General features: G+C 61.1%; 20 protein-coding genes and 1 tRNA gene. 9 read left to right on the top strand and 12 right to left on the bottom strand.

The genetic code is table 11. The features are described from left to right. The first annotated feature begins 81 nt into the window (after nt 1-81). Nucleotides 82-171 (top strand) — tRNA-Ser (locus AC4CWF_RS10185). Between the two features lie 277 nt (nt 172-448). On the opposite strand, the gene AC4CWF_RS10190 is transcribed toward AC4CWF_RS10185, so the two are convergent. The 3 genes from AC4CWF_RS10190 to AC4CWF_RS10200 form a co-directional block, all read right to left on the bottom strand. Next, a complete protein-coding gene (locus AC4CWF_RS10190) occupies nt 449-733 on the bottom strand; it encodes a hypothetical protein (RefSeq protein WP_491281573.1) in 285 nt (94 codons plus the stop codon). A gap of 412 nt (nt 734-1,145) precedes the next feature. Further along, entirely contained in the window at nt 1,146-1,727 is a 582-nt protein-coding gene (locus AC4CWF_RS10195) for a J domain-containing protein (protein WP_491281574.1), read from the bottom strand. A gap of 60 nt (nt 1,728-1,787) precedes the next feature. Further along, nucleotides 1,788-2,948 carry an MFS transporter gene (locus AC4CWF_RS10200; RefSeq protein WP_491281575.1) on the bottom strand — a complete coding sequence of 387 codons (1,161 nt, stop codon included), beginning with the start codon at nt 2,946-2,948 and terminating at the stop codon, nt 1,788-1,790. Between AC4CWF_RS10200 and AC4CWF_RS10205 the strand changes: the two genes are divergently transcribed. After that, nucleotides 2,941-3,228 (top strand): hypothetical protein, encoded by a 288-nt coding sequence (locus AC4CWF_RS10205; protein ID WP_491281576.1) that lies wholly within the window; start codon nt 2,941-2,943, stop codon nt 3,226-3,228. The two genes, AC4CWF_RS10200 and AC4CWF_RS10205, sit on opposite strands and share 8 nt — an antisense overlap. Nucleotides 3,229-3,241: 13 nt before the next feature. Next, nucleotides 3,242-3,691 (top strand): DUF4864 domain-containing protein, encoded by a 450-nt coding sequence (locus AC4CWF_RS10210; protein WP_491281577.1) that lies wholly within the window; start codon nt 3,242-3,244, stop codon nt 3,689-3,691. Nucleotides 3,692-3,786: 95 nt separating this feature from the next. On the opposite strand, the gene tgt is transcribed toward AC4CWF_RS10210, so the two are convergent. From tgt to coaD, 5 genes are all read right to left on the bottom strand, one after another. Continuing rightward, the gene (gene tgt / locus AC4CWF_RS10215; protein WP_491281578.1) at nt 3,787-4,911 is read right to left on the bottom strand and encodes a tRNA guanosine(34) transglycosylase Tgt; all 1,125 of its coding nucleotides are present in this window, start codon (nt 4,909-4,911) and stop codon (nt 3,787-3,789) included. Then, a complete protein-coding gene (queA, locus tag AC4CWF_RS10220; protein WP_491281579.1) occupies nt 4,911-5,996 on the bottom strand; it encodes a tRNA preQ1(34) S-adenosylmethionine ribosyltransferase-isomerase QueA in 1,086 nt (361 codons plus the stop codon). Before queA ends, tgt begins: the two co-directional genes overlap by 1 nt. A 129-nt stretch (nt 5,997-6,125) precedes the next feature. Continuing rightward, the gene (locus AC4CWF_RS10225) at nt 6,126-6,641 is read right to left on the bottom strand and encodes a peptidylprolyl isomerase (protein ID WP_491281580.1); all 516 of its coding nucleotides are present in this window, start codon (nt 6,639-6,641) and stop codon (nt 6,126-6,128) included. A gap of 32 nt (nt 6,642-6,673) precedes the next feature. Further along, nucleotides 6,674-7,240 carry a peptidylprolyl isomerase gene (locus AC4CWF_RS10230; RefSeq protein ID WP_491281581.1) on the bottom strand — a complete coding sequence of 189 codons (567 nt, stop codon included), beginning with the start codon at nt 7,238-7,240 and terminating at the stop codon, nt 6,674-6,676. Nucleotides 7,241-7,269: 29 nt separating this feature from the next. Continuing rightward, the gene (coaD, locus tag AC4CWF_RS10235) at nt 7,270-7,764 is read right to left on the bottom strand and encodes a pantetheine-phosphate adenylyltransferase (protein ID WP_491281582.1); all 495 of its coding nucleotides are present in this window, start codon (nt 7,762-7,764) and stop codon (nt 7,270-7,272) included. A gap of 392 nt (nt 7,765-8,156) precedes the next feature. On the opposite strand from coaD, the gene AC4CWF_RS10240 reads away from it, so the two are divergent. Continuing rightward, nucleotides 8,157-8,336: a hypothetical protein gene (locus tag AC4CWF_RS10240; protein WP_491281583.1), complete on the top strand. Its 180-nt coding sequence runs from the start codon at nt 8,157-8,159 to the stop codon at nt 8,334-8,336. 3 nt (nt 8,337-8,339) lie between these two features. Here AC4CWF_RS10240 and AC4CWF_RS10245 read toward each other — a convergent pair whose 3' ends face one another. After that, nucleotides 8,340-8,645 (bottom strand): hypothetical protein, encoded by a 306-nt coding sequence (locus AC4CWF_RS10245; RefSeq protein WP_491281584.1) that lies wholly within the window; start codon nt 8,643-8,645, stop codon nt 8,340-8,342. A 98-nt stretch (nt 8,646-8,743) separates the two neighbouring features. Continuing rightward, on the bottom strand, nt 8,744-11,593 hold the full coding sequence (gene gyrA, locus AC4CWF_RS10250) for a DNA gyrase subunit A (RefSeq protein ID WP_491281585.1): 2,850 nt from the start codon (nt 11,591-11,593) through the stop codon (nt 8,744-8,746). Between the two features lie 207 nt (nt 11,594-11,800). Between gyrA and AC4CWF_RS10255 the strand changes: the two genes are divergently transcribed. Together AC4CWF_RS10255 and AC4CWF_RS10260 are read left to right on the top strand one after the other, a co-directional pair. After that, complete coding sequence (locus AC4CWF_RS10255) at nt 11,801-12,430, top strand: MarC family protein (protein ID WP_491281586.1); 630 nt, start codon at nt 11,801-11,803, stop codon at nt 12,428-12,430. Between the two features lie 112 nt (nt 12,431-12,542). Next, nucleotides 12,543-13,718, top strand: a complete 1,176-nt coding sequence (locus AC4CWF_RS10260; RefSeq protein ID WP_491281587.1) for an HPP family protein — start codon at nt 12,543-12,545, stop codon at nt 13,716-13,718. Nucleotides 13,719-13,736: 18 nt separating this feature from the next. On the opposite strand, the gene AC4CWF_RS10265 is transcribed toward AC4CWF_RS10260, so the two are convergent. Further along, the gene (locus AC4CWF_RS10265; RefSeq protein WP_491281588.1) at nt 13,737-14,288 is read right to left on the bottom strand and encodes a single-stranded DNA-binding protein; all 552 of its coding nucleotides are present in this window, start codon (nt 14,286-14,288) and stop codon (nt 13,737-13,739) included. 265 nt (nt 14,289-14,553) lie between these two features. Here AC4CWF_RS10265 and uvrA point away from each other — a divergent pair, with 265 nt between their 5' ends. From uvrA to AC4CWF_RS10280, 3 genes are all read left to right on the top strand, one after another. Further along, a complete protein-coding gene (gene uvrA / locus AC4CWF_RS10270; protein WP_491281589.1) occupies nt 14,554-17,475 on the top strand; it encodes an excinuclease ABC subunit UvrA in 2,922 nt (973 codons plus the stop codon). Nucleotides 17,476-17,518: 43 nt separating this feature from the next. Then, entirely contained in the window at nt 17,519-18,325 is an 807-nt protein-coding gene (locus AC4CWF_RS10275; RefSeq protein WP_491281590.1) for a DUF72 domain-containing protein, read from the top strand. Between the two features lie 146 nt (nt 18,326-18,471). Then, nucleotides 18,472-18,864, top strand: coding sequence for a GNAT family N-acetyltransferase (locus AC4CWF_RS10280; protein ID WP_491281591.1), 393 nt, complete (start codon nt 18,472-18,474; stop codon nt 18,862-18,864). 8 nt (nt 18,865-18,872) lie between these two features. On the opposite strand, the gene AC4CWF_RS10285 is transcribed toward AC4CWF_RS10280, so the two are convergent. After that, entirely contained in the window at nt 18,873-20,396 is a 1,524-nt protein-coding gene (locus tag AC4CWF_RS10285; protein WP_491281592.1) for an NAD(P)H-hydrate dehydratase, read from the bottom strand. Between the last annotated feature and the right edge of the window lie 111 nt (nt 20,397-20,507).

A 20,507-nucleotide genomic window follows, 5' to 3' on the forward strand; every position in this document is an offset into this window, starting at 1 on the left:
CATGCCGCCAATCATCAGTTGACGCGCGGGCGCGCCTGGCTATAAACCCGATCCAGCGAGCCGATTTGTTCGGTTGGCCTTGGAAGAGTGTCCGAGTGGTTTAAGGAACCGGTCTTGAAAACCGGCGTGCGGGAGACCGTACCGTGGGTTCGAATCCCACCTCTTCCGCCATCCTTATATCCGAGATTGTCCATATACGTCCGTAACCCCCTTGAAAACCTAGCTTTTTTGCTGCACTTTAGTCCGTATGCGTCCGGGATAAACCGGGTTAATCCGAAGCAAAAGCGGGTATAATGGCGGGTATAGAAATCGAACCAGGCGGGTATCGGAGAAATGCGTGGCAGCGCTGACCGATAACCAATGACGCAAACCTTCAGAAACTTCCGAACATCGAAAAGCCCCTCCCGCATGGTACGGAAGAGGCCTCTTTGATCTGGTTGAAATTGGCCTAAGGCTGTGCGGGCTGCTCGGGCGTTGCTGGTGCCGGAGCGGCCGGTTCGCTGGTTGCGCCTGTCGGCGTGCCTGCGCCAGGCATGGGCGCTGCGGGGGACTGGCTGGTGGGGGCCTGCGTGGTCGATGAGGTCGTTGCCGGATCCGTCGGCGTGCCGGATTGAGACCAGATCAAGCCGCCGATCAAAATCACTGCAAGCAGGCCGATCCACACGACGGTGGATCTTGTCTTGCCGCGGGTCGGCGGAATGTCGGGGCCGCGGTCGTTGGGGCTATAGGCCATGGTCACTCCTCCCAGAGCACCTTGCGGTCATATAACGCAAGGAAATGCTCTTCCTGTTGACGCTACGCATCGCACTTTGAAGCCTGTTCAAGGCCTGCAGATGCGCGCTGATTAGATTTCAACAGATCCGAAGGGCTTTTGTTCCTCGGCCACGGGAGTGCTGTCGTCCAGTGTTGTCGGGAACAAGATAATCGTTGAGCATGTTCGGCTTTCGAACCCGGGCCGTGTCAAGCGGACATGATGGGGATGGAGAACATGGGTATTTTTCCGCTTTCTTCCCATGGCCAACGAAATGGCAGGCGAGCTTCCCACCCATCCGCCCCGGGGCATCGCACCCCTTGTATCACCAGTGGATTTCCCGGAGATCGGACGTCCGGGTTGGCACGCGGTCCTTGGCACGATGCTAAACGGATTATTCGGCGGCCTTGGGCATTTCCACTTCCAACTCGTAGGAATACCCTTCCAGCATGGAATAGGCCTGCTCGATCACCTTGATCTCGGTCTCAGTCTTCGTCATCGCGTCGGCAATCGCATCGCAGCGGGCCGTCAGCATACGGCCCAGCACATCGCTTTCCGGGCGTTTTCCCATGCGGTCCATGTGGTTGCGGATGCGGCCGCGGTGACGCTCCAGCTCCAGAATGTGAAACCGCGCGTTGACGATCCGGTCGGTCAGCTTGCGGCGCATGGCCGAGACGGGGTCGAAACTGCCAGGCGGGCGTTCGTCCAGGATGATCTCGTTGACCAGCCCGTCCAGCAGCAAAAGGCCTTCCAGATCCTTGGCATCGGTCAGTTGCGGGTCATAACCGGTATCGTCGTAAATCTTTCGGCGCACGGGGTCGAGCAGGAGTTCGTAGGATGTCGTCAGCCGCGCAAACGCCTCCACATCGCCGCCGGAATCCGGATGCGCGCTTTTGGCCCGGGAGCGATAGGCCGATTTGATGGCAGCGCCATCGGCATCGCGCGGCACGCCGAGTGTCTTGTATGGATCGGTCACGGTTCCACCTGGTTTCAGGGCTTCCAAGGTCACCTCTCGTAGTCTCCCGCGCGGCAAGCCTCAACCCCTCGCGGCATCTTGTGGCGAAACGGCGGCCGGATCGATATTATCCCCAGCCTTTGCCACTTTGACAAAGCCGGCAAGGAAGCGTGGCACGCGGCCTTCTGCCACCGGCGCCATGATGACGCTGACGCACAGGAAGGGCAAGAGCAGAGCAAAACTGGCGACCAGACCGACGTGTTCTGCAACAAAGCCCAGAAGCGGCGGCACGCCGATACTGGAGAGGAGAAGCGTCAAGGAAAGCGCTGCAAGATTATCTGCCGTCTGGCCGCGCCCCAGTTCCACCGTCGTTGCAACGGCAAGCGGAAAACCGAGGGCGACCCCGCAGCCGATGAGAAAAAGCGCGGCCCCCGCAAGCGGCAACCCGCTGGTGGACAACAGTGCCACAAGGCCGATGGCAACGCAGGCGGCAGAACCGCGCACCAGCGTCAGCGGCCTGAACTTTTCACGCAGCACATCGCCCACCATGCGGGTAGCGCCCATGCCGACGGTAAAACCCGCATACAGCACGCCGGCGGTTGCCGCATCCGCATGCAGCACTTCGCGCAGGTAAAAGATGCCCCAGTCATAGACCGCCCCTTCGCTGATGCCGATGCCGAACACCATGATGCAGATGAGGACGATGATCCGATCCGGCAGCACAAAAACCGGGCGCCGGCCGGAGGGCCGATGCACCACGCGCGGCTCCGGCGGCGTGATTTTCCAGACGATGAGGCAGCAGAGAACCACAACCAGCGCTGCGCCGGACTGGTGGACAAACGGGCTTACCTCACGCGATGCGAGGAACCCCGAGACCAGCGAGCCCGCCAAAAGCCCGACCGACCAGAAACCGTGGCTGCGCGACAAGACCTTGCGGCCGGTGCGCTGCTCGATCCCGGTCGAGATCATGTTGGCGGAAACGTCGTGGATGGTGCGGAAAAAGCCGAACAGCAGGAAGCCGAGGAAAAAGCCCCAGATCGGAACCACGGTCAGCAGCGGCGTCAGGAGACCGGCGACCGACAGCATGAGCGGCGCGGCAATGCGAGGAGTAAGCTGGGCCGTCACCCGCCCGGCAATCGGCAGCGCCAAAAATGTTCCGACCGGCGCGCCGAGGAGCGCCATGCCCAACACGGCCTTGTCGACGCCAAGCCCTTCCTGGATGGCGGGAAGACGGGTGAACAAGGAAACGAAAATCAGCGCATTGCAAAAGAACAGCAGCGCAGGCGGCGCAAGAATCGGCATCGGGGAAATATCCGGAAACGGCAGGGGTCGCCCACCTCTGGCACCGGGAACGCCTGACGACAAGATTGCAGCCGACATCCGTCCGGTGATCGCGCTTGCTATTTCTCCCGTAGTGACTGCAGGGAAACAGTGTTTTGCGGGTCTGGCTGGTTATCGCCGAGACGACCCACGACGCGCGTTTGCCGATCCGCAAAAAGAGCCTATCCTGCTTTTGCCATGAGGACCGTCGCGCCATGTCGTTTCGTATGATGTCTCGTCTGATGCCCTTCCGTCTGATACTCGCCTTCTGTCTGTTCGCGCTTGCCGGCGGCGTTCCGTCACGTGCCGAGGACCCCGCTGACACTGCGCGCAAAATCATCACCCGCCAGATCGAGGCGCTGATACGCGGCGACAATGCCACGGCCTATGCACTCGCCTCCCCCGGCATTCGAAGCCTGTTTCCCGATCAGGACCGGTTCGCTGCCATGGTGGACCAGCATTACAAGCCGCTGCGCCATGCCACACGCTACGCCTTCGGCCGCTCGAAACTGGTGGCCGGCGGCGAGATCGTTTACCAGGAGGTGATGATCGAGGGCGAGGAGACGGACTGGACAGCCGTCTACGAGATGCGGTTGCAGGACAATGGCAGCTACCGGATCAACGGCGCTCGCATGCTGAAGAACACCACCAGCACCGGCATCTGAGCATCGTCATCGCCTGCCCTCGGTATCACCCTTTGTGGTCGACCGAACAGGCAACCATGCCCCTTTCACTACGTGGCGTGAAAGGGAAAAAAGAATCAATCGTCGCCGCGCGCCCAGGCTTCCTGCGTTTCCGCCATGAAATCCGCATAACGCCCTTCGGCAATCGCCTTGCGGATGCCCTGCATCAGGTCCTGGTAATAGGACAGGTTGTTCCAGGTCAGAAGCATGCCGCCCAGTGCCTCGTTGGCGCGCACCAGGTGGTGCAGGTAGGCGCGCGAATAATCGCGGCTGGCCGGGCAGCTCGACTGATCGTCCAGCGGGCGCATGTCTTCGGCGTGCTTGGCATTGCGGATGTTGACCTTGCCCTTACGGGTGAAGGCAAGCCCATGGCGCCCGGAGCGGGTCGGCATGACGCAATCAAACATGTCGATGCCCTTTGCCACGGATTTGATGATGTCATCAGGTGTGCCGACGCCCATCAGGTAACGCGGCTTGGTGGACGGCAGCACCGGCAGCGTGATGCCGAGCATATCCAGCATTACCTCCTGCGGTTCGCCGACGGCAAGACCGCCGACCGCATAACCCTTCAGATCCAGTTCGGTCAGGCCCTCGGCCGAGCGGATGCGCAGGTCAGGCTGGTCGCCGCCCTGCACGATGCCGAACATGGCCTTGCCCGGCTGTTCGCCAAAGGCCACGCGGCAACGTTCGGCCCAGCGCAGCGAAAGCTCCATCGCGCGCTCGATTTCCTTCGGCTCGGCCGGCAGCGCCACGCATTCGTCGAGCTGCATCTGGATATCCGAATCGAGCAGACCCTGGATCTCGATGGAGCGTTCCGGAGACATGTGATGCGTGCTGCCATCGATATGGCTCTTGAAGGTCACGCCCTTCTCGTCGAGCTTTCGCAGGCCCGACAGTGACATGACCTGAAAACCGCCCGAATCGGTGAGGATCGGCTCTGGCCAGCGGATCAGCTCATGCAGGCCGCCAAGGCGGGCGACACGTTCCGCGCCAGGGCGCAGCATCAGGTGATAGGTATTGCCCAGAATGATATCGGCGCCGCCTTCCCTCACCTGATCGAGATACATCGCCTTCACCGTGCCGACGGTGCCGACAGGCATGAAGGCCGGTGTGCGGATGGTGCCGCGCGGCATGGAAATCTCGCCGAGGCGGGCGTTACCGTCGGTTGCCTTGAGCGTGAACTGGAAATTCTCGGTGGTCATCAGGAATTGTTCCGGAAAAGCAGGCTGGAATCGCCGTAGGAATAAAAGCGATAGCCTGTTGAAATGGCATGGGCGTAAGCGCGCGTCATCGTGTCAAAACCGGCAAAAGCGGACACCAGCATAAACAGCGTCGAGCGCGGCAGGTGAAAATTGGTCATCAGCACATCGACGGCGCGAAACCGGTAGCCGGGGGTGATAAAAATGTCGGTGGCGCCGGACCAGGCGTTGATCGTGCCATCCTCGCTTGCCGCACTTTCGAGCAGACGCAGCGAGGTGGTGCCAACCGACACGATGCGGCTGCCCCGCGCCTTCACGGCATTAAGGGCGGCCGCGGTTTCGGCGCTGACATGGCCAATTTCCGAATGCATCTTGTGTTCGGCCGTATCGTCGGCCTTGACCGGCAAAAACGTACCCGCGCCGACATGCAGCGTCACGAAATGCCACTCGATGCCGGCGGCATCGAGTGCTGCAAAAAGATCGGGTGTGAAATGCAGGCCGGCGGTCGGGGCCGCCACCGCCCCTTCCTCGCGCGCATAGATGGTCTGGTAATCTTTCGTATCCTGCGCATCTTCCGGGCGCTTGGCGGCGATATAGGGCGGCAGCGGAATATGGCCGACGGCCATGATCGCCTCATCCAATGCCGGGCCGGAGAGATCGAAATGCAGCGTCACCTCGCCGCCCTCGCCTTTTTCCTCCAGCACCGCATCGAGCATGCCGAGCGCGCAGGTTTCGCCGGAATGGCCAAAGCGAATGCGATCGCCGATCTTCAGCCGCTTGCCGGGTTTGGCAAAAGCCTTCCAGCGGTCGGGCGCCACGCGCATATGCAGCGTGGCAGAGACCGAAAGATCCGGCGCGCCCTCTCGCGTGCGAACCCCTTCGAGCTGGGCGGGAATGACCTTGGTATCGTTAAACACCAGCGCGTCGCCGGCTTTCAGGAAGGACGGCAGGTCGCGCACGATATGGTCTTCCAGCACCGGATCATGCTGAGGGCGAACGACCAGCAGGCGGGCGCTATCGCGCGGGCTTGCCGGCCGCAGCGCAATGTTGTCATCCGGCAGATCGAAATCGAAAAGGTCTACGCGCATCGGGTCTGGCCGTTCCGCCTGTTTTTCAGGGTGTCTCTGTTCATGTCACGCCCGCAGATAAAGCCAGACGCTCAAAAAGAAAAGCGCCCCGGCAAACCGGAGCGCTTCCCTGATGTCGATTAGCGTGCTTTAGGCCGCGATATCGGCAGCAACCTTCATCGAGATGATCGAATCGGGATCCGTAACCGGCTCGCCCTTCTTGACGAGGTCGATGACGTCCATGCCTTCGATGACCTGACCCCAGACCGAATACTGCTTGTTGAGCCAAGGCGCATCGGTAAAGCAGATGAAGAACTGCGAATTGGCCGAGTTCGGGCTCTGCGAACGCGCCATCGAGCACGTGCCACGCACATGCGGAACAGCCGAGAATTCCGCAGCCAGATCCGGCTTGTCGGAGCCGCCCATGCCGGCGCGACCCGGGTTAAAACTTTCGCCGCCCTTCTTGCCGAACTTCACGTCGCCGGTCTGCGCCATGAAATCGGGGATGACGCGGTGGAAAACCACGCCGTCATAGGCGCCTTCACGGGCCAGTTCCTTGATGCGGGCGACATGGCCAGGCGCCAGGTCCGGCATCAGGGCGATAACGACCTGGCCCTTGGTGGTTTCCAGGATGATGGTGTTTTCCGGATCCTTGATCTCGGCCATGTTTCTCTCCTTCTTGACGGGCGTTGCGCCCTTTACTTTCCGACGGTGACCTTGATCATCCGGTCGGGGCTTGAAACTTCTCCATTGCCGCCCTGGCCACGCTTGATCTTGTCGACATTTTCCATGCCCGACACGACCTTACCGACGACGGTATATTGTCCGTTCAGGAACGAGCCCTGGTCGAACATGATGAAGAACTGCGAATTGGCGGAATTGGGGTCCTGCGACCGCGCCATGCCGACGGTGCCGCGCTCAAACGGAACCTTCGAAAACTCGGCGGGAATGTTGGGCAGATCGGACTGGCCGGTGCCGGCACGGCGGGCGTCAAAACCCTTTTCCATATTGCCGAACTGCACGTCGCCGGTCTGCGCCATGAAGCCGTCGATGACGCGGTGGAAGGCGACATTGTTGTATTTGCCTTCCGTGGCGAGCTTCTTGATCTGCGCCACATGCTTGGGCGCGACCTCCGGCATCAGCTGCACGACGACGGGGCCGCTCTTCAGCTGGATCGTGAGGAAATCATCGGCTGCCGCCAGCGCCGTCGAGGCAAAGGATACGGCGGCCATGGCGCCGGCAAAGGCAAGGGTGAGAAGTTTCATCGGGTGAACTCCGTGTTGGACTTGGCGCCTTAGCGCTTGAACTTCCTGGAAAGGGCATCGAGAACGGGAGCCGGCACAAAGGCCTTCACATCTCCGCCCATGGCCGCGATCTGACGAACCAATGTGGCCGTAATAGGCCGGGACGCGGTGCCGGCCGGCAGGAAAACGGTCTGGATGTCAGGCGCCATCGCCGCATTCATCCCCGCCATCTGCATTTCGTAATCGAAATCGCTGCCATCGCGCAGCCCGCGGATCAAAAGGGTGGCACCCTTCTGGCGCGCGGCTTCCACCACAAGACCGTCGAAGGCCACCACGGTCAGCTGGGCTGCCCGCTCTGGCAGCACCTCTTGCAGCGAAAGACGAATAAGCTCCGCCCTCTCCTCAAAGCTAAACGTCGGCGCCTTGCCCGGATGCACGCCAATCGCCACCGTGACCGCATCGGCAACATTCAGCGCCTGGATGAGAACATCCAGATGACCATTCGTCATGGGGTCGAAAGATCCCGGATAGAAGGCTGTCCGCATTGCACCTCGCCTGGCGATTTGACGCCTTGTGTCATGGAAGACGCCTGTTCGCAAGCGTCCACCCGGATGAACGGCAGATGAACGCGGCGTTCAAGACCGTTTCAGGCGATCTATGATTATCTGTCACCATTCAAACGGCGCGACAGAAGGTTGCGTCCCGAAGATGAACAAAAACAAGGCTGGCGAGCCTGATGACCGGCAAAACCCTTCCGCATTCTGCGGTTGACGTTCTTTCGATCAACGCCAGCAAGGGTCGAACCTTAACGAATTCTGAACGCCAGATGAACGGCGCCTTCAGGCAGGCTTCAGAGGCCACACGTTAAGGTCTCTTCATAATCGGGTGGAACCCATGAGCGCGATGCGCGTTCTGGTCAACGAAAAGGAAGTTGGAAATGTTTGCCAAGAAAAAGACGGCCATGCCGGACACCATCACCATGATCAATGTGGTGTGGACGGCGGTGATTGCAGTGATGATGACTGCAACGGTCACGCTTTATCAGGGGAAGTCCAACGTCAATGAAGTCAATTATACTCAGATGACGGGCAGCTACGTGGAGCAGCCGTACTACTGAGTTTCATCCGTCAAGGAAGGAATGCATATGTACGTGACGATGATTGTTCTTGCTGGCCTGATCAGCACCATGTTCGTGGCAACTGTGACTTCCACCGTGACGGAACTTCGGCGTGAGCACGCCAACCTGCGTGACTTTGCCAAACGCCACAGCGCGTTCTAAGGCAAACGCCTGCAGAACGGATGGAGAGGTCAAAACCGCCCATCCGGAATAAAAACTTAATCCCAAGACTGACAAGCCGGGTTCGCCCGGTCCTGAAAAAAGCCGGTGGCGAAAGCCCCGGCTTTTTTCATGCACGCGTTTGCGCATAGTCCTGTTCTCCATCATTCTTTGAGAGCAACAAAAAGGCCGGGCGATGAAGTCACCCGGCCTTTCAAAGTCATCAGAGAGAGAGAGAGAGAGAAGCCTTACTCGGGCTGCCCCTCGCCGCCTTCGCCGGATGCGCCGTCTTGCGACGGTGCAGCTGCCCCGAGATCACCGGTCTCGGCCAGAACCTCTTCCGGCAGGCCTGCGGTATCCTCGTCGCCTTCCGGCTCGCTGATGCGCTCCACGGACACAACCTTCTCATCCTTGGCAGTGGAGAAGATGGTGACACCCTTGGTGGCGCGGCTGGCGATGCGGATGCCATCAACAGGCACGCGGATCAGCTGGCCGCCATCGGAGACGAGCATGATCTGGTCCTTGACCTCGACCGGGAAGGCGGCGACCAGCTGGCCGATTTCCGCCGTCTTGGAGGTGTCGGTGGCGCGGATGCCCTTGCCACCGCGACCGGAGGTGCGGAAGTCATAGGTGGAGGACCGCTTGCCAATACCCTTTTCAGAAATCGTCAGCACGAACTGCTCGCGTGCCTTCAGTTCCTGATAACGCTCGTCCTTGAGTTCGCCGACTTCGCCGACCTCTTCACCGACAAGCGCGATATCCTCCTCGTCGACACCGCTGGCGCGGCGCTCGGCAGCTGAACGCTTGAGATAGGCAGCGCGCTCCCACGGTTCAGCATCCACATGGCCGACGATGGTCATCGAGATAATGCGGTCGCCGGATGCAAGGGTGATGCCGCGCACACCGATGGAATTGCGGCCGGCAAAGACGCGCACTTCATCGACGGGGAAGCGGATGGCCTGACCAAGTGCCGTCGTCAGCAGCACGTCGTCACCTGCGTTGTTGTCGGCAGCGCCGGCGCCATTACAGGTCTCGACGGAGAGGATTTCATCGCCCTCTTCCTCGAGCTTCATGGCGATCTTGCCGTTGCGGTTGACCTGGATGAAGTCCGACAGCTTGTTACGGCGCACGGTGCCGCGCGTCGTGGAGAACATCACGTCGAGGTTCTCCCAGCTCTTTTCATCCTCGGGCAGCGGCATGATGGTGGTGATACGTTCACCCGGCTCGAGCGGCAGCATGTTGATGAGCGCCTTGCCGCGCGATTGCGGCGTGCCGATCGGCAGGCGCCAGACCTTTTCCTTGTAGACGATGCCACGCGAGGAAAAGAACAGAACCGGCGTATGGGTATTGGCGACAAATAGCCGGGTAACGAAATCCGTATCCCGGGTAGCCATACCCGAACGTCCCTTGCCGCCACGGCGCTGGGCGCGGTAGGTGGTGAGCGGAACGCGCTTGATGTAACCCAGATGCGACACGGTGACGACCATGTCCTCGCGGGCAATCAGGTCCTCGTCGTCCATGTCGGGGCCGCCATCCATGATGACGGTGCGGCGCGGCGTGCCGAACTCGTCGCGCACGGCAATGAGTTCGTCCTTGACGATGGTCTGGATGCGCAGGCGCGACGACAGGATATCGAGGTAATCGCTGATTTCGGCACCGATCTTGTTCAGTTCGTCGCCGATTTCATCACGACCGAGCGCCGTGAGGCGGGCCAGGCGCAGTTCGAGAATGGCGCGCGCCTGCTCTTCCGAGAGGTTATACGTGCCGTCCTCGTTGATGCGATGGCGCGGATCGTCGATGAGACGGATCAGCGCTTCGACATCCATCGCCGGCCAGCGGCGGGTCATCAACTGCTCGCGCGCCGTCTGCGGATCGGGCGCACGACGGATGAGGCTGATGATCTCGTCGATATTGGCAACCGAAATCGCAAGGCCGACCAACACATGGGCGCGGTCGCGCGCCTTGCGCAGAAGGTACTTCGTTCGCCGGCTAACCACTTCCTCACGGAAGACGGCAAAGGCGCGCAGCATGTCGAGCAGCGTCAGTTGTTCCGGCTTGCCGCCGTTCAGCGCCACCATGTTACAGCCGAACGAGGTCTGCAAAGGCGTGTAACGATAGAGCTGGTTGAGGATCACATCGGCATTGGCATCGCGCTTCAGCTCGATGACGACACGGTAACCCTGGCGGTCGCTTTCGTCGCGCAGATCCGAAATGCCCTCGATGCGCTTGTCACGCACCAGTTCGGCGATCTTTTCGATCATCGTCGCCTTGTTCACCTGAAAGGGAACCTCGTCGATGATAATCTGCTCGCGGTCGCCGCGCATCGGCTCGATACGGGCGCGTCCGCGCATGATGACAGACCCGCGGCCGGTCTCATAGGCCGAGCGGATACCGGAACGGCCAAGGATCAGCGCGCCGGTCGGAAAATCCGGGCCGGGAATGATCTGCATCAGTTCCGGAAGTTCGATGGCCGGATTATCGATGAGGGCGATGACCCCATCAATCACTTCCACCAGGTTGTGCGGCGGAATGTTCGTCGCCATGCCGACGGCAATGCCGCCCGCACCGTTGACCAGCAGGTTCGGGAACTTTGCGGGAACAACGACCGGCTCCGACATGGTGCCGTCGTAGTTATCGCGGAAATCCACCGTTTCCTTGTCGAGATCGTCGAGCAGCGCATGCGCCACCTTCTGCAGGCGGCACTCGGTATAACGCTGGGCTGCCGGCGGATCGCCATCGATGGAGCCGAAATTGCCCTGACCATCGATCAGCGGCATGCGCAAAGACCAATCCTGCGCCATGCGGGCCAAGGCGTCATAGATCGCGGAGTCGCCGTGCGGATGGTATTTACCCATCACGTCACCGGTCACGCGCGCCGACTTGACGTATTTCTTGTTCCAGTCCAGCCCGAGTTCATTCATCCCGTAAAGGATGCGTCGATGGACCGGCTTCAAACCGTCACGCACGTCAGGCAGCGCGCGGCTCACGATAACGCTCATGGCGTAGTCGAGATAAGACCGCTGCATCTCCTCCATGATGGAAATAGGTTCGATGCCGGGAGGCAGCTTTCCGCCGCCGGGGGTGCTCTGCTCAGTCAAATCGGATACGATCTCTGTTCGGAATCAGTTGGTTCTGTATAGCCGAAAGGCCGGTTCAACGCCAATTTACCGGCAGGTTTTGAACAGGCTTTTGCGACGTTTGCGGGGCAAATGCACGAAAGACCGTGCATCTGGAACTTTCCTCGCCCGCAGAACTGTCCTAACAATGTTAACGGGCCGCCGCAAGCGGCGTCAGGGGGAAGACGGATGGCGAGCGCAGATACCATCATGAGCGCGTTCACGACGCTGCTGGTCACCCTTGATCCGCCGGGGCTGGCGCCGATCTTCCTCGGCCTGACGGCAGGGCTGACGCGGGCGCAGCGACGCCAGGTGGCTTGGCGCGGTTCGGTGATCGCCTTTTTTATTCTTGCGGTGTTTGCCCTCTTCGGTGCAGGCATCCTGTCGCTGCTCGGCATTTCCATGGGCGCGTTTCGCATTTCCGGCGGTCTGCTGCTGTTCTGGATCGCCTTCGAGATGATTTTCCAGAAGCGCAATGACCGCAAGGAAGAGACATCCAAGACCGCCATCACCATCGACCACATCCAGAACATCGCCATCTTTCCGCTGGCGTTGCCACTGATTGCCGGCCCCGGCGCCATTTCGGCCACTGTGCTGCTCGCCGGCTCCTTTGCCGAACCGCTCGACCGGGCGCTGCTCATCCTGATGCTGGCGATCGCCATGGCAACGGTACTGATCGCGCTGATGATCGCCGACCGGCTCGATCAATATCTCGGCGTCTCCGGCCGCGCACTTCTGACGCGTCTCCTCGGCGTTCTGCTCGCCGCGCTTTCGGCCCAGTTTGTCGTCGATGGCGTCAAATCCGCTTTTGCGCTGTGACGGTTTTGTCGACGCACACCCTCCCGATGCAGCGCTGCATGGCGTTGCTGCTTCCTCTGCTGCCGGAAAAAGGGTCTTCACACCGCCTTCTTCCGCATCCCAGGCATATGACATGAAATCCATTGTTGACCTCCGCCGCTTTCTGCCCACGCCGCCGCCGCTCAGCCTGAAGGAACGCATCCGCGCACCGTTGGGCGCACTCGCCGGAATTGCCGTGACGGCTGTCGTAAGCCTGCTTGCCTTGAAACTGGGCCTTGCTGCCCCGGCGCTGATTGCCCCCATGGGCGCCTCGGCTGTCCTTCTATTTGCCGTGCCCTCCAGCCCGCTGGCGCAGCCCTGGTCGGTGGTCGGCGGCAACGGGCTTTCGGCATTGATGGGTGTGGCAGCAACCGTTCTGGTAGCAGACCCGGTTCTTGCCGCAGCGCTTGCTGTCAGTCTTGCGATCGCTGTGATGACGGCATGCCGCTGCCTGCATCCTCCGGGCGGCGCCGTGGCGCTGACCGCCGTCGTTGGCGGTGCTGCCGTTCACGATCTCGGGTTCGGTTTCGTGTTATGGCCGGTTCTTGGCAATTCGCTGCTGCTGCTTGCAAGCGCGCTTGTCTTTCACCGTCTGACCGGAGGCATCTATCCGCACCGCCTGCAGCCCTTTCCCCGCGCAACAGCCGATCCGGCGCCGCTCGCGCGCATCGGATTTCTGACAGAAGATCTGGACGAGGTACTGAAGGATTATGACCGGTTTCTGGATATCGACCGTGGCGACCTCGAAACCATTTTGCGGCGCACCGAACTGCGCTCCTACCGCCGCCGCGCGCAGCATGCCGACTGCGCCAGCATCATGTCACGCGATGTCGTGGCGGTGGCGCCCGATACCAGCCTTCGCGAAGCCTATGCCCTGATGCATCGATACCGGTTTCATGCGCTACCGGTGACCAACGACCGGGCAGAAGTTATCGGCATCGTCACGCAGAGCGATTTCCTGCACAAGCCGCGCTGGGTGGCGGGGCGTCCGCGCATCGCGTTCAGACAACGGCTGAGCCTGATCCTGTCAGGCGCGTCGGCGCCGAACGATACGGTGAAGGACATCATGACGGCGCCCGTGCGCACGGTGCTGGCAGACACGCCCATCGCCGAGGCTATCATCGCCTTTGCCGAAGGTGGCCTGCATCATCTGCCGGTGGTGCGCGAGGGCAACCGACTGACCGGCATCATCTCGCAATCCGACGCGCTGGTCGCCATGCTCGAAGATAAAACGGCCGGCGAAACATCCGCTTCGCCGGCCGCATCCTGAACGATAGCTATAGAAGAATCAGAACGGGATGTCGTCGTCGAGATCGCGGGCAAAACCGCCGCCGGCAGCGCCACCGGAAGGCTGGCCGCCGCGGCTGGACGATGCCGGCGCGCGATCATAATCGTCGCCATAGCCGCCACCGAAATCACCACCGCCAGCCGGCTGGCCGCCAGAACGACCGCCGCCAAAGCCAGCGCCCTGCCCGCCGCCGCCTTCACCACGACCACCCAGCATGGTCAGCGTGGAGTTAAAACCCTGCAGCACGATTTCGGTGGAGTAGCGGTCATTGCCGGTCTGGTCCTGCCACTTGCGGGTCTGCAGCTGGCCTTCGATATAAACCGTTGCACCCTTTTTCAGGTACTGCTCGGCAACCTTGCAGAGACCTTCGTTGAAGATCACCACGCTGTGCCATTCGGTCTTTTCCTTGCGCTCGCCGCTGTTGCGGTCGCGCCAGGTTTCAGACGTTGCAATGCGCAGGTTGGCAATCGGCCGGCCGTCCTGCGTCCGACGGATTTCCGGGTCGGCGCCGAGATTGCCGATCAAAATTACCTTGTTGACGCTGCCAGCCATTTTTTCACCTTGTCTGCTGCCGCATGCGGCACGCGAATTTTAAAAACCTTTCCCACTCTACCCCATTGCCGGTCGTGAATGGGTTTTGGAGATCGGTAATCCACAAGCAAATTTGTTCTTTCTTTGTTCTAGTATTCCGCTATGATCCTGTCAACGCCCGGATGCGTAGCACGAATCGAAAAGCCACTCGGCAACGCCTTTCGCCTCGACACCGGCCGATGGATCACTAGATAAGGGACTTGTCCTCCCACAGAGCCTTTTCACGATGAGCGAACTCAAGACGATTTCCATTCGCGGTGCCCGCGAGCACAATCTCAAGGGCATCGATCTCGACCTGCCCCGCAACAGCCTGATCGTGATGACCGGCCTGTCCGGATCGGGAAAATCATCCCTGGCCTTTGACACCATCTATGCGGAAGGCCAGCGGCGTTATGTCGAAAGCCTTTCGGCCTATGCGCGCCAGTTCCTGGAAATGATGCAGAAGCCTGACGTCGACCAGATCGACGGCCTGTCGCCGGCTATTTCCATCGAGCAGAAAACCACGTCGAAAAACCCGCGCTCGACGGTTGGCACCGTCACCGAGATCTACGATTACATGCGCCTTCTGTTTGCGCGCGTCGGCGTTCCCTATTCGCCCGCCACCGGCCTTCCCATCGAAAGCCAGACGGTGAGCCAGATGGTGGACCGGGTGCTGGCCTTCGAAGAGGGCACCCGCCTCTATATCCTGGCGCCCCTCGTGCGCGGCCGCAAGGGCGAGTACAAGAAAGAACTCGCCGACCTCATGAAGAAGGGTTTTCAGCGCGTGAAGGTGGATGGCACCTTCTACGAGATCGCCGAAGCCCCGACGCTCGACAAGAAATACAAGCACGATATCGACGTGGTGGTCGACCGTGTCGTGGTGCGCTCCGATATCGGCGCGCGTCTCGCCGACAGTCTGGAAACCTGCCTGCGGCTGGCGGATGGTCTGGCGATTGCCGAATTTGCCGACAAGCCGCTGCCGCCGGAGGAAACCTCTGCCGGCGGTTCCGCCAACAAGTCGCTCAACGAGACCCATGAGCGGGTGTTGTTTTCGGAAAAATTCGCCTGCCCCGTCTCCGGCTTCACCATTCCGGAAATCGAGCCGCGGTTGTTTTCCTTCAACAATCCCTTCGGTGCCTGCCCGACCTGCGACGGTCTCGGCTCGCAGCAGAAGGTCGATGAAGCGCTCATCATCCCGGAGACGGAGCGCACGCTGAAGGATGGCGCCATCGCGCCCTGGGCCAAATCCTCCTCGCCCTACTACAACCAGACGCTCGAAGGCCTTGGCAAGGTCTATGGCTTCAAGCTGTCGGACCGCTGGGCAAAGCTTTCCAAAGAGGCGCAGGGCGCGATCCTCCACGGTACGGACGAAAAGATCGAGTTTCATTACGTCGACGGCGCACGCGCCTACAAAACGACGAAGAATTTCGAAGGCATCGTGCCCAATCTCGAGCGCCGCTGGAAGGAAACCGACAGCGCCTGGGCGCGCGAGGAAATCGAACGCTACATGTCGGCGGCACCCTGCCCGGCCTGCTCAGGTTTTCGCCTGAAACCGGAAGCACTGGCGGTCAAGATCGACAAGCTGCACATCGGTCAAGTCACGCAGATGTCGATCAAGGTGGCACGCGACTGGTTTGAGGATCTGCCGGAGCGGCTGAACGCCAAGCAGAACGAGATTGCCGTGCGCATCCTCAAGGAAATTCGCGAGCGGCTGCGTTTCCTGAACGACGTCGGGCTGGATTATTTGAGCCTCTCGCGCAATTCCGGCACGCTGTCGGGCGGCGAAAGCCAGCGCATCCGGCTCGCCTCGCAGATCGGCTCGGGCCTCACCGGCGTGCTCTACGTGCTGGACGAACCGTCGATCGGCCTTCACCAGCGCGACAATGCCCGTCTCCTCGACACACTGAAACACCTGCGCGACATCGGCAACACCGTGCTGGTGGTCGAGCATGACGAGGACGCGATCCTGTCGGCCGATTACGTGGTTGATATCGGCCCGGCTGCCGGCATCCATGGCGGCGAGGTCATTGCCGCCGGCACGCCTCAGGAGGTGATGGCGCATCCGAAATCGCTGACGGGTAAATATCTCTCCGGTGAACTCGGTGTGCCCGTGCCGGCCGAACGGCGCAAGCCGAAGAAGGGCAAGGAGCTCAAGGTTTTCGGCGCCCGTGGCAACAATCTGAAGAATGTCACGGCCGCCGTGCCGCTCGGGCTTTTCACGGCTGTGACCGGCGTATCCGGCGGCGGCAAGTCGACCTTCCTGATCGAGACGCTGTACAAGGCGGCGGCGCGCCGCGTCATGGGGGCCCGCGAAATCCCGGCCGACCATGACCGCATCGACGGTTTCGAATTCATCGACAAGGTGATTGATATCGACCAGTCGCCGATCGGGCGCACGCCGCGCTCGAACCCCGCCACCTATACCGGCGCCTTCACGCCGATCCGCGACTGGTTTTCCGGCCTTCCGGAGGCAAAAGCCCGCGGGTATCAGCCGGGCCGCTTCTCGTTCAACGTCAAGGGCGGCCGTTGCGAGGCCTGCCAGGGCGATGGCGTGATCAAGATCGAGATGCACTTCCTGCCGGACGTTTATGTCACCTGCGATGTCTGCCACGGCAAACGCTACAACCGCGAAACGCTGGATGTCACCTTCAAGGGCAAGTCGATCGCCGACGTGCTCGACCTGACGGTGGAGGAAGGCGTCGACTTTTTCTCGGCGGTTCCGGCTGTGCGCGACAAGCTGCAGGCGCTGTTCGATGTCGGCCTCGGTTATATCAAGGTCGGCCAGCAGGCCAATACGCTCTCGGGCGGCGAGGCGCAGCGCGTTAAGCTGGCCAAGGAATTGTCGAAACGCTCGACCGGCCGCACGCTCTATATTCTGGATGAGCCGACCACCGGGCTGCACTTCCACGATGTCGCAAAGCTGCTGGAAATGCTGCACGAACTGGTCAACCAGGGCAATTCGGTCGTCGTCATCGAGCACAATCTGGAAGTCATCAAGACGGCGGACTGGGTCATCGATATAGGCCCGGAAGGCGGCACTGGCGGCGGCGAGATCGTGGCAACGGGCACGCCGGAAGCCATCGTCAAGGAAAAGCGCTCCTATACGGGCCAGTTCCTGAAAGACCTGCTGGAGCGCCGGCCGGTTCGCAAAGTCGAAGCGGCAGAATAAGGATCTGCCGCCTGCCGCCACCCTTGGATCGAGAGGACATCGCATGAGCACATCCGGCACAATCCGCACCGGCATCGGCGGCTGGACCTTCGATCCCTGGGAAGGCACGTTTTATCCGGAAAAACTCACCAAAAAGCGTCAACTGGAATTTGCCAGCAGTGAACTGACGGCCATCGAGGTGAACGGCACCTATTATTCCAGCCAGAAGCCGGCCACCTTTGCCAAATGGGCGGCAGAGGTGCCGGAGAATTTTGTCTTTTCCCTGAAGGCCAGCCGCTATTGCACCAACCGCAAGGTGCTAGCGGAAGCCGGGCCTTCGATCGAAAAGTTTCTCGGCCAGGGCATTGCCGAACTGGGGCCTCATCTCGGCCCGATCCTCTGGCAGTTCATGGGAACGAAAAAGTTCGAGCCTGATGATTTCGAGGCCTTTCTCCAGCAATTGCCGAAAACGCTCGACGGCCTGCCGCTTCGCCACGTGGTGGAGCCCCGTCATGAGAGTTTCTGCACGCCGGAATTTGTCGACACGTTGGCAAAATACAATGTGGCGGCCGTTTGTGCCGATCATCCCGACTATCCGATGTTTGCCGATGTCACGGCCGATTTCGTCTATGCCCGGCTGCAAAAGGGAACGGATGACACGCCGACCTGCTATCCGCCGAAAGACATTGATCTCTGGGCAGAACGGTTCAAAATCTATGCGGGCGGCGGCGTGCCAAAGGATCTGCCACGCAATGCACCGGACCATCAGGGGTCGGTAAAACCGCGCGATGTCTTTGCCTTCTTCATCTCCGGCGGCAAGGTGAATGCGCCAAACGGTGCGCGCCATCTGCAAAAATCAGTGGCGCCGTGAAGGCGGTAACGCAAACCGATGCTTTTAAGGTTCGCATTGCCGCAGCAGGCAGGGCGGACTTTGAAAGCCTGCGAGCCATCGAGCTTGCAGCCTTTGCCACCCTTCAGGCGGCAGGTGCCGTCACTGGCGAAGCATCAGCAGCCACGTTGGACGAATTGCAGACCTACCTCGATGCGGGCATGCTGGTCGCGGCTTTCCTGGGCACAGGTCCGGTCGGCTATGCCGGTGGTTCTATCGCCGATGGTGATTGGCTGCATATCGGTGAGATGGATGTTCACCCCGACTTCCAGCGCAAGGGCATTGGCCGGCGTCTGGTGCAGGCCCTTCTCCTTGAAGGTCGGTCGCAGAAGCTTCAAGGTGCAACGCTGACCACGGATCGGTTCGCCCCATTCAATGCACCATTTTACGCGACGCTTGGCTTTCGCATCGTGGAGAAAGAAGCCTGCACCGAGCGTTTGGCGCACATTCTGGAGGAAGAGGCACGACAGGGGCTTGATCCCGCCCGCCGCGTGGCGATGCGTCTCGACTTTCTGCCGTAAAGGCGGGTTCAGGAAGACACCTTACGCAAGGCCTCGATCGGGCGGACGTGTTGGACAAGGGTTTCGGCCGTCAGGCCAAGCCCGGCTCTCATGCCTGCCTCTCCATGCAGGAAAACACCGGCAGCGGCAGCCTCGAAGGCCGGCATGCCCTGCGCCAGAAGCGCTCCGATCAGCCCGGCCAGCACATCGCCGGAGCCTGCCGTCGCAAGCCAGGGCGGGGCGTTCTCGTTGATCAGCGCGCGACCGTCCGGATGCGCCACCACCGTGTCTGCTCCCTTGTAGACGATGACGGCATGCGCGCGCAGAGCCGCCGCCCTTGCTTTTTCCACCTTGCCAAGCCTCGCATCGCCGGCAAGATCGGGGAAAAGCCTCCCGAATTCACCTTCGTGCGGCGTCAGCACCAGCCGCGTCTCGCCCTGCTCAAACAGTGAAAACAGGTCCTCGGGCGCTGACACGCCAGTGCCTGCGGCAAACGAGGTGATGGCATCGGCATCGACCACCACCGGCTTTTCTGCAATCGCGCGCACAAAATCGCGGGCTTTCTCGCCGATGCCAAAACCCGGGCCAATGACGAAGGCGGCAAGTTTTCCCGCAGCCAGCCAGTCTTGCAGATCGCCGCTCGTGTCGATCTGCCTGAGCATGACGGCCGTCAGCGCCGGTGCCTGTTCCGACAGCGCCTCGGCGGGCGAGGCAATGGTCACCAGCCCTGCGCCCATGTGGAGGGCAGCGGCTGCCGAAAGGCGGGCGGCGCCTGTGTGACTTTTCCCGCCGCTGAACACGACGAGATGGCCGCGACGGTATTTGTGCGTCTCGCTGCCAAGCGTCGGAGCCGATGCGCGCCATGCAGAGGGAACGTTGACGGCCAGTTGGCCTAAGTTCTGCGCAAGGATGCGTTGGGGAATGCCAATATCGAACACCTCCACCGCGCCGCAGAGCGCCCGTCCCGGCATCAGCAGGTGGCCGGGCTTGCGCGTCATGAAGGTGACCGTGCGCTCCGCCTTGAAGGCAGCACCCAGCACAAGGCCACGAGCGCCGCAGACGCCGGAGGGAAGATCGATCGACAGCACCGGGATGCCCGCCCTTTCGACGCGCGCAATGATATCGGCCACGTCGTCTGGCACGTCCCGCGACAGGCCTGCGCCAAAAATGCCGTCGATCACAAGATCGCCCTCTGCCGGTCGATAAAGATGAAGCGGCTGGGGAAAAACAGCAGGCGCTTCGCCCGCATAGAGGTCGAAGGCCTGCCTGGCGTCTCCCGTAAGGCACGCCGGGTCTGCCAGCGCATGGATCTCCACCTTTGCTCCGGCGCCGCAAAGCGCCCGTGCGGCCACATAGGCATCACCGCCGTTATTGCCGGGCCCGGCCAGCACGAGGAAGCGCTGCGTGCCGGGATAAAATTTGAGCGCGGCCGCGGCGACCGCCTGCCCTGCCCGCTCCATCAGCGAAAACGACGAAAGGCCGGAGGCGGCCGCCGCCGTATCGACAGCCGCCATCTCGTCCGGTGTGAGCAGAATTGGTGCATTTGGAAACATCGCGCCATTCAAGCCCAGGCAGCCGAAAACGCAACCCCGAAAATTTCACAGAAAACGTCTATATTTTAGGCATTTGAACAAATAAAATCCACATCGAAACAAAGGCAGGGT

It is taken from the genome of Neorhizobium sp. PAMB6630 (assembly GCF_058242775.1).

Coding starts and splice junctions, on each gene's coding strand:
- AC4CWF_RS10190 (WP_491281573.1), bottom strand. CDS start 733: ATGGCCTATAGCCCCAACGACCGCGGCCCCGACATTCCGCCGACCCGC.
- AC4CWF_RS10210 (WP_491281577.1), top strand. CDS start 3,242: ATGTCGTTTCGTATGATGTCTCGTCTGATGCCCTTCCGTCTGATACTC.
- tgt (WP_491281578.1), bottom strand. CDS start 4,911: ATGACCACCGAGAATTTCCAGTTCACGCTCAAGGCAACCGACGGTAAC.
- queA (WP_491281579.1), bottom strand. CDS start 5,996: ATGCGCGTAGACCTTTTCGATTTCGATCTGCCGGATGACAACATTGCG.
- AC4CWF_RS10225 (WP_491281580.1), bottom strand. CDS start 6,641: ATGGCCGAGATCAAGGATCCGGAAAACACCATCATCCTGGAAACCACC.
- AC4CWF_RS10230 (WP_491281581.1), bottom strand. CDS start 7,240: ATGAAACTTCTCACCCTTGCCTTTGCCGGCGCCATGGCCGCCGTATCC.
- coaD (WP_491281582.1), bottom strand. CDS start 7,764: ATGCGGACAGCCTTCTATCCGGGATCTTTCGACCCCATGACGAATGGT.
- AC4CWF_RS10240 (WP_491281583.1), top strand. CDS start 8,157: ATGTTTGCCAAGAAAAAGACGGCCATGCCGGACACCATCACCATGATC.
- AC4CWF_RS10245 (WP_491281584.1), bottom strand. CDS start 8,645: ATGCGCAAACGCGTGCATGAAAAAAGCCGGGGCTTTCGCCACCGGCTT.
- AC4CWF_RS10255 (WP_491281586.1), top strand. CDS start 11,801: ATGGCGAGCGCAGATACCATCATGAGCGCGTTCACGACGCTGCTGGTC.
- AC4CWF_RS10260 (WP_491281587.1), top strand. CDS start 12,543: ATGAAATCCATTGTTGACCTCCGCCGCTTTCTGCCCACGCCGCCGCCG.
- AC4CWF_RS10265 (WP_491281588.1), bottom strand. CDS start 14,288: ATGGCTGGCAGCGTCAACAAGGTAATTTTGATCGGCAATCTCGGCGCC.
- uvrA (WP_491281589.1), top strand. CDS start 14,554: ATGAGCGAACTCAAGACGATTTCCATTCGCGGTGCCCGCGAGCACAAT.
- AC4CWF_RS10275 (WP_491281590.1), top strand. CDS start 17,519: ATGAGCACATCCGGCACAATCCGCACCGGCATCGGCGGCTGGACCTTC.
- AC4CWF_RS10285 (WP_491281592.1), bottom strand. CDS start 20,396: ATGTTTCCAAATGCACCAATTCTGCTCACACCGGACGAGATGGCGGCT.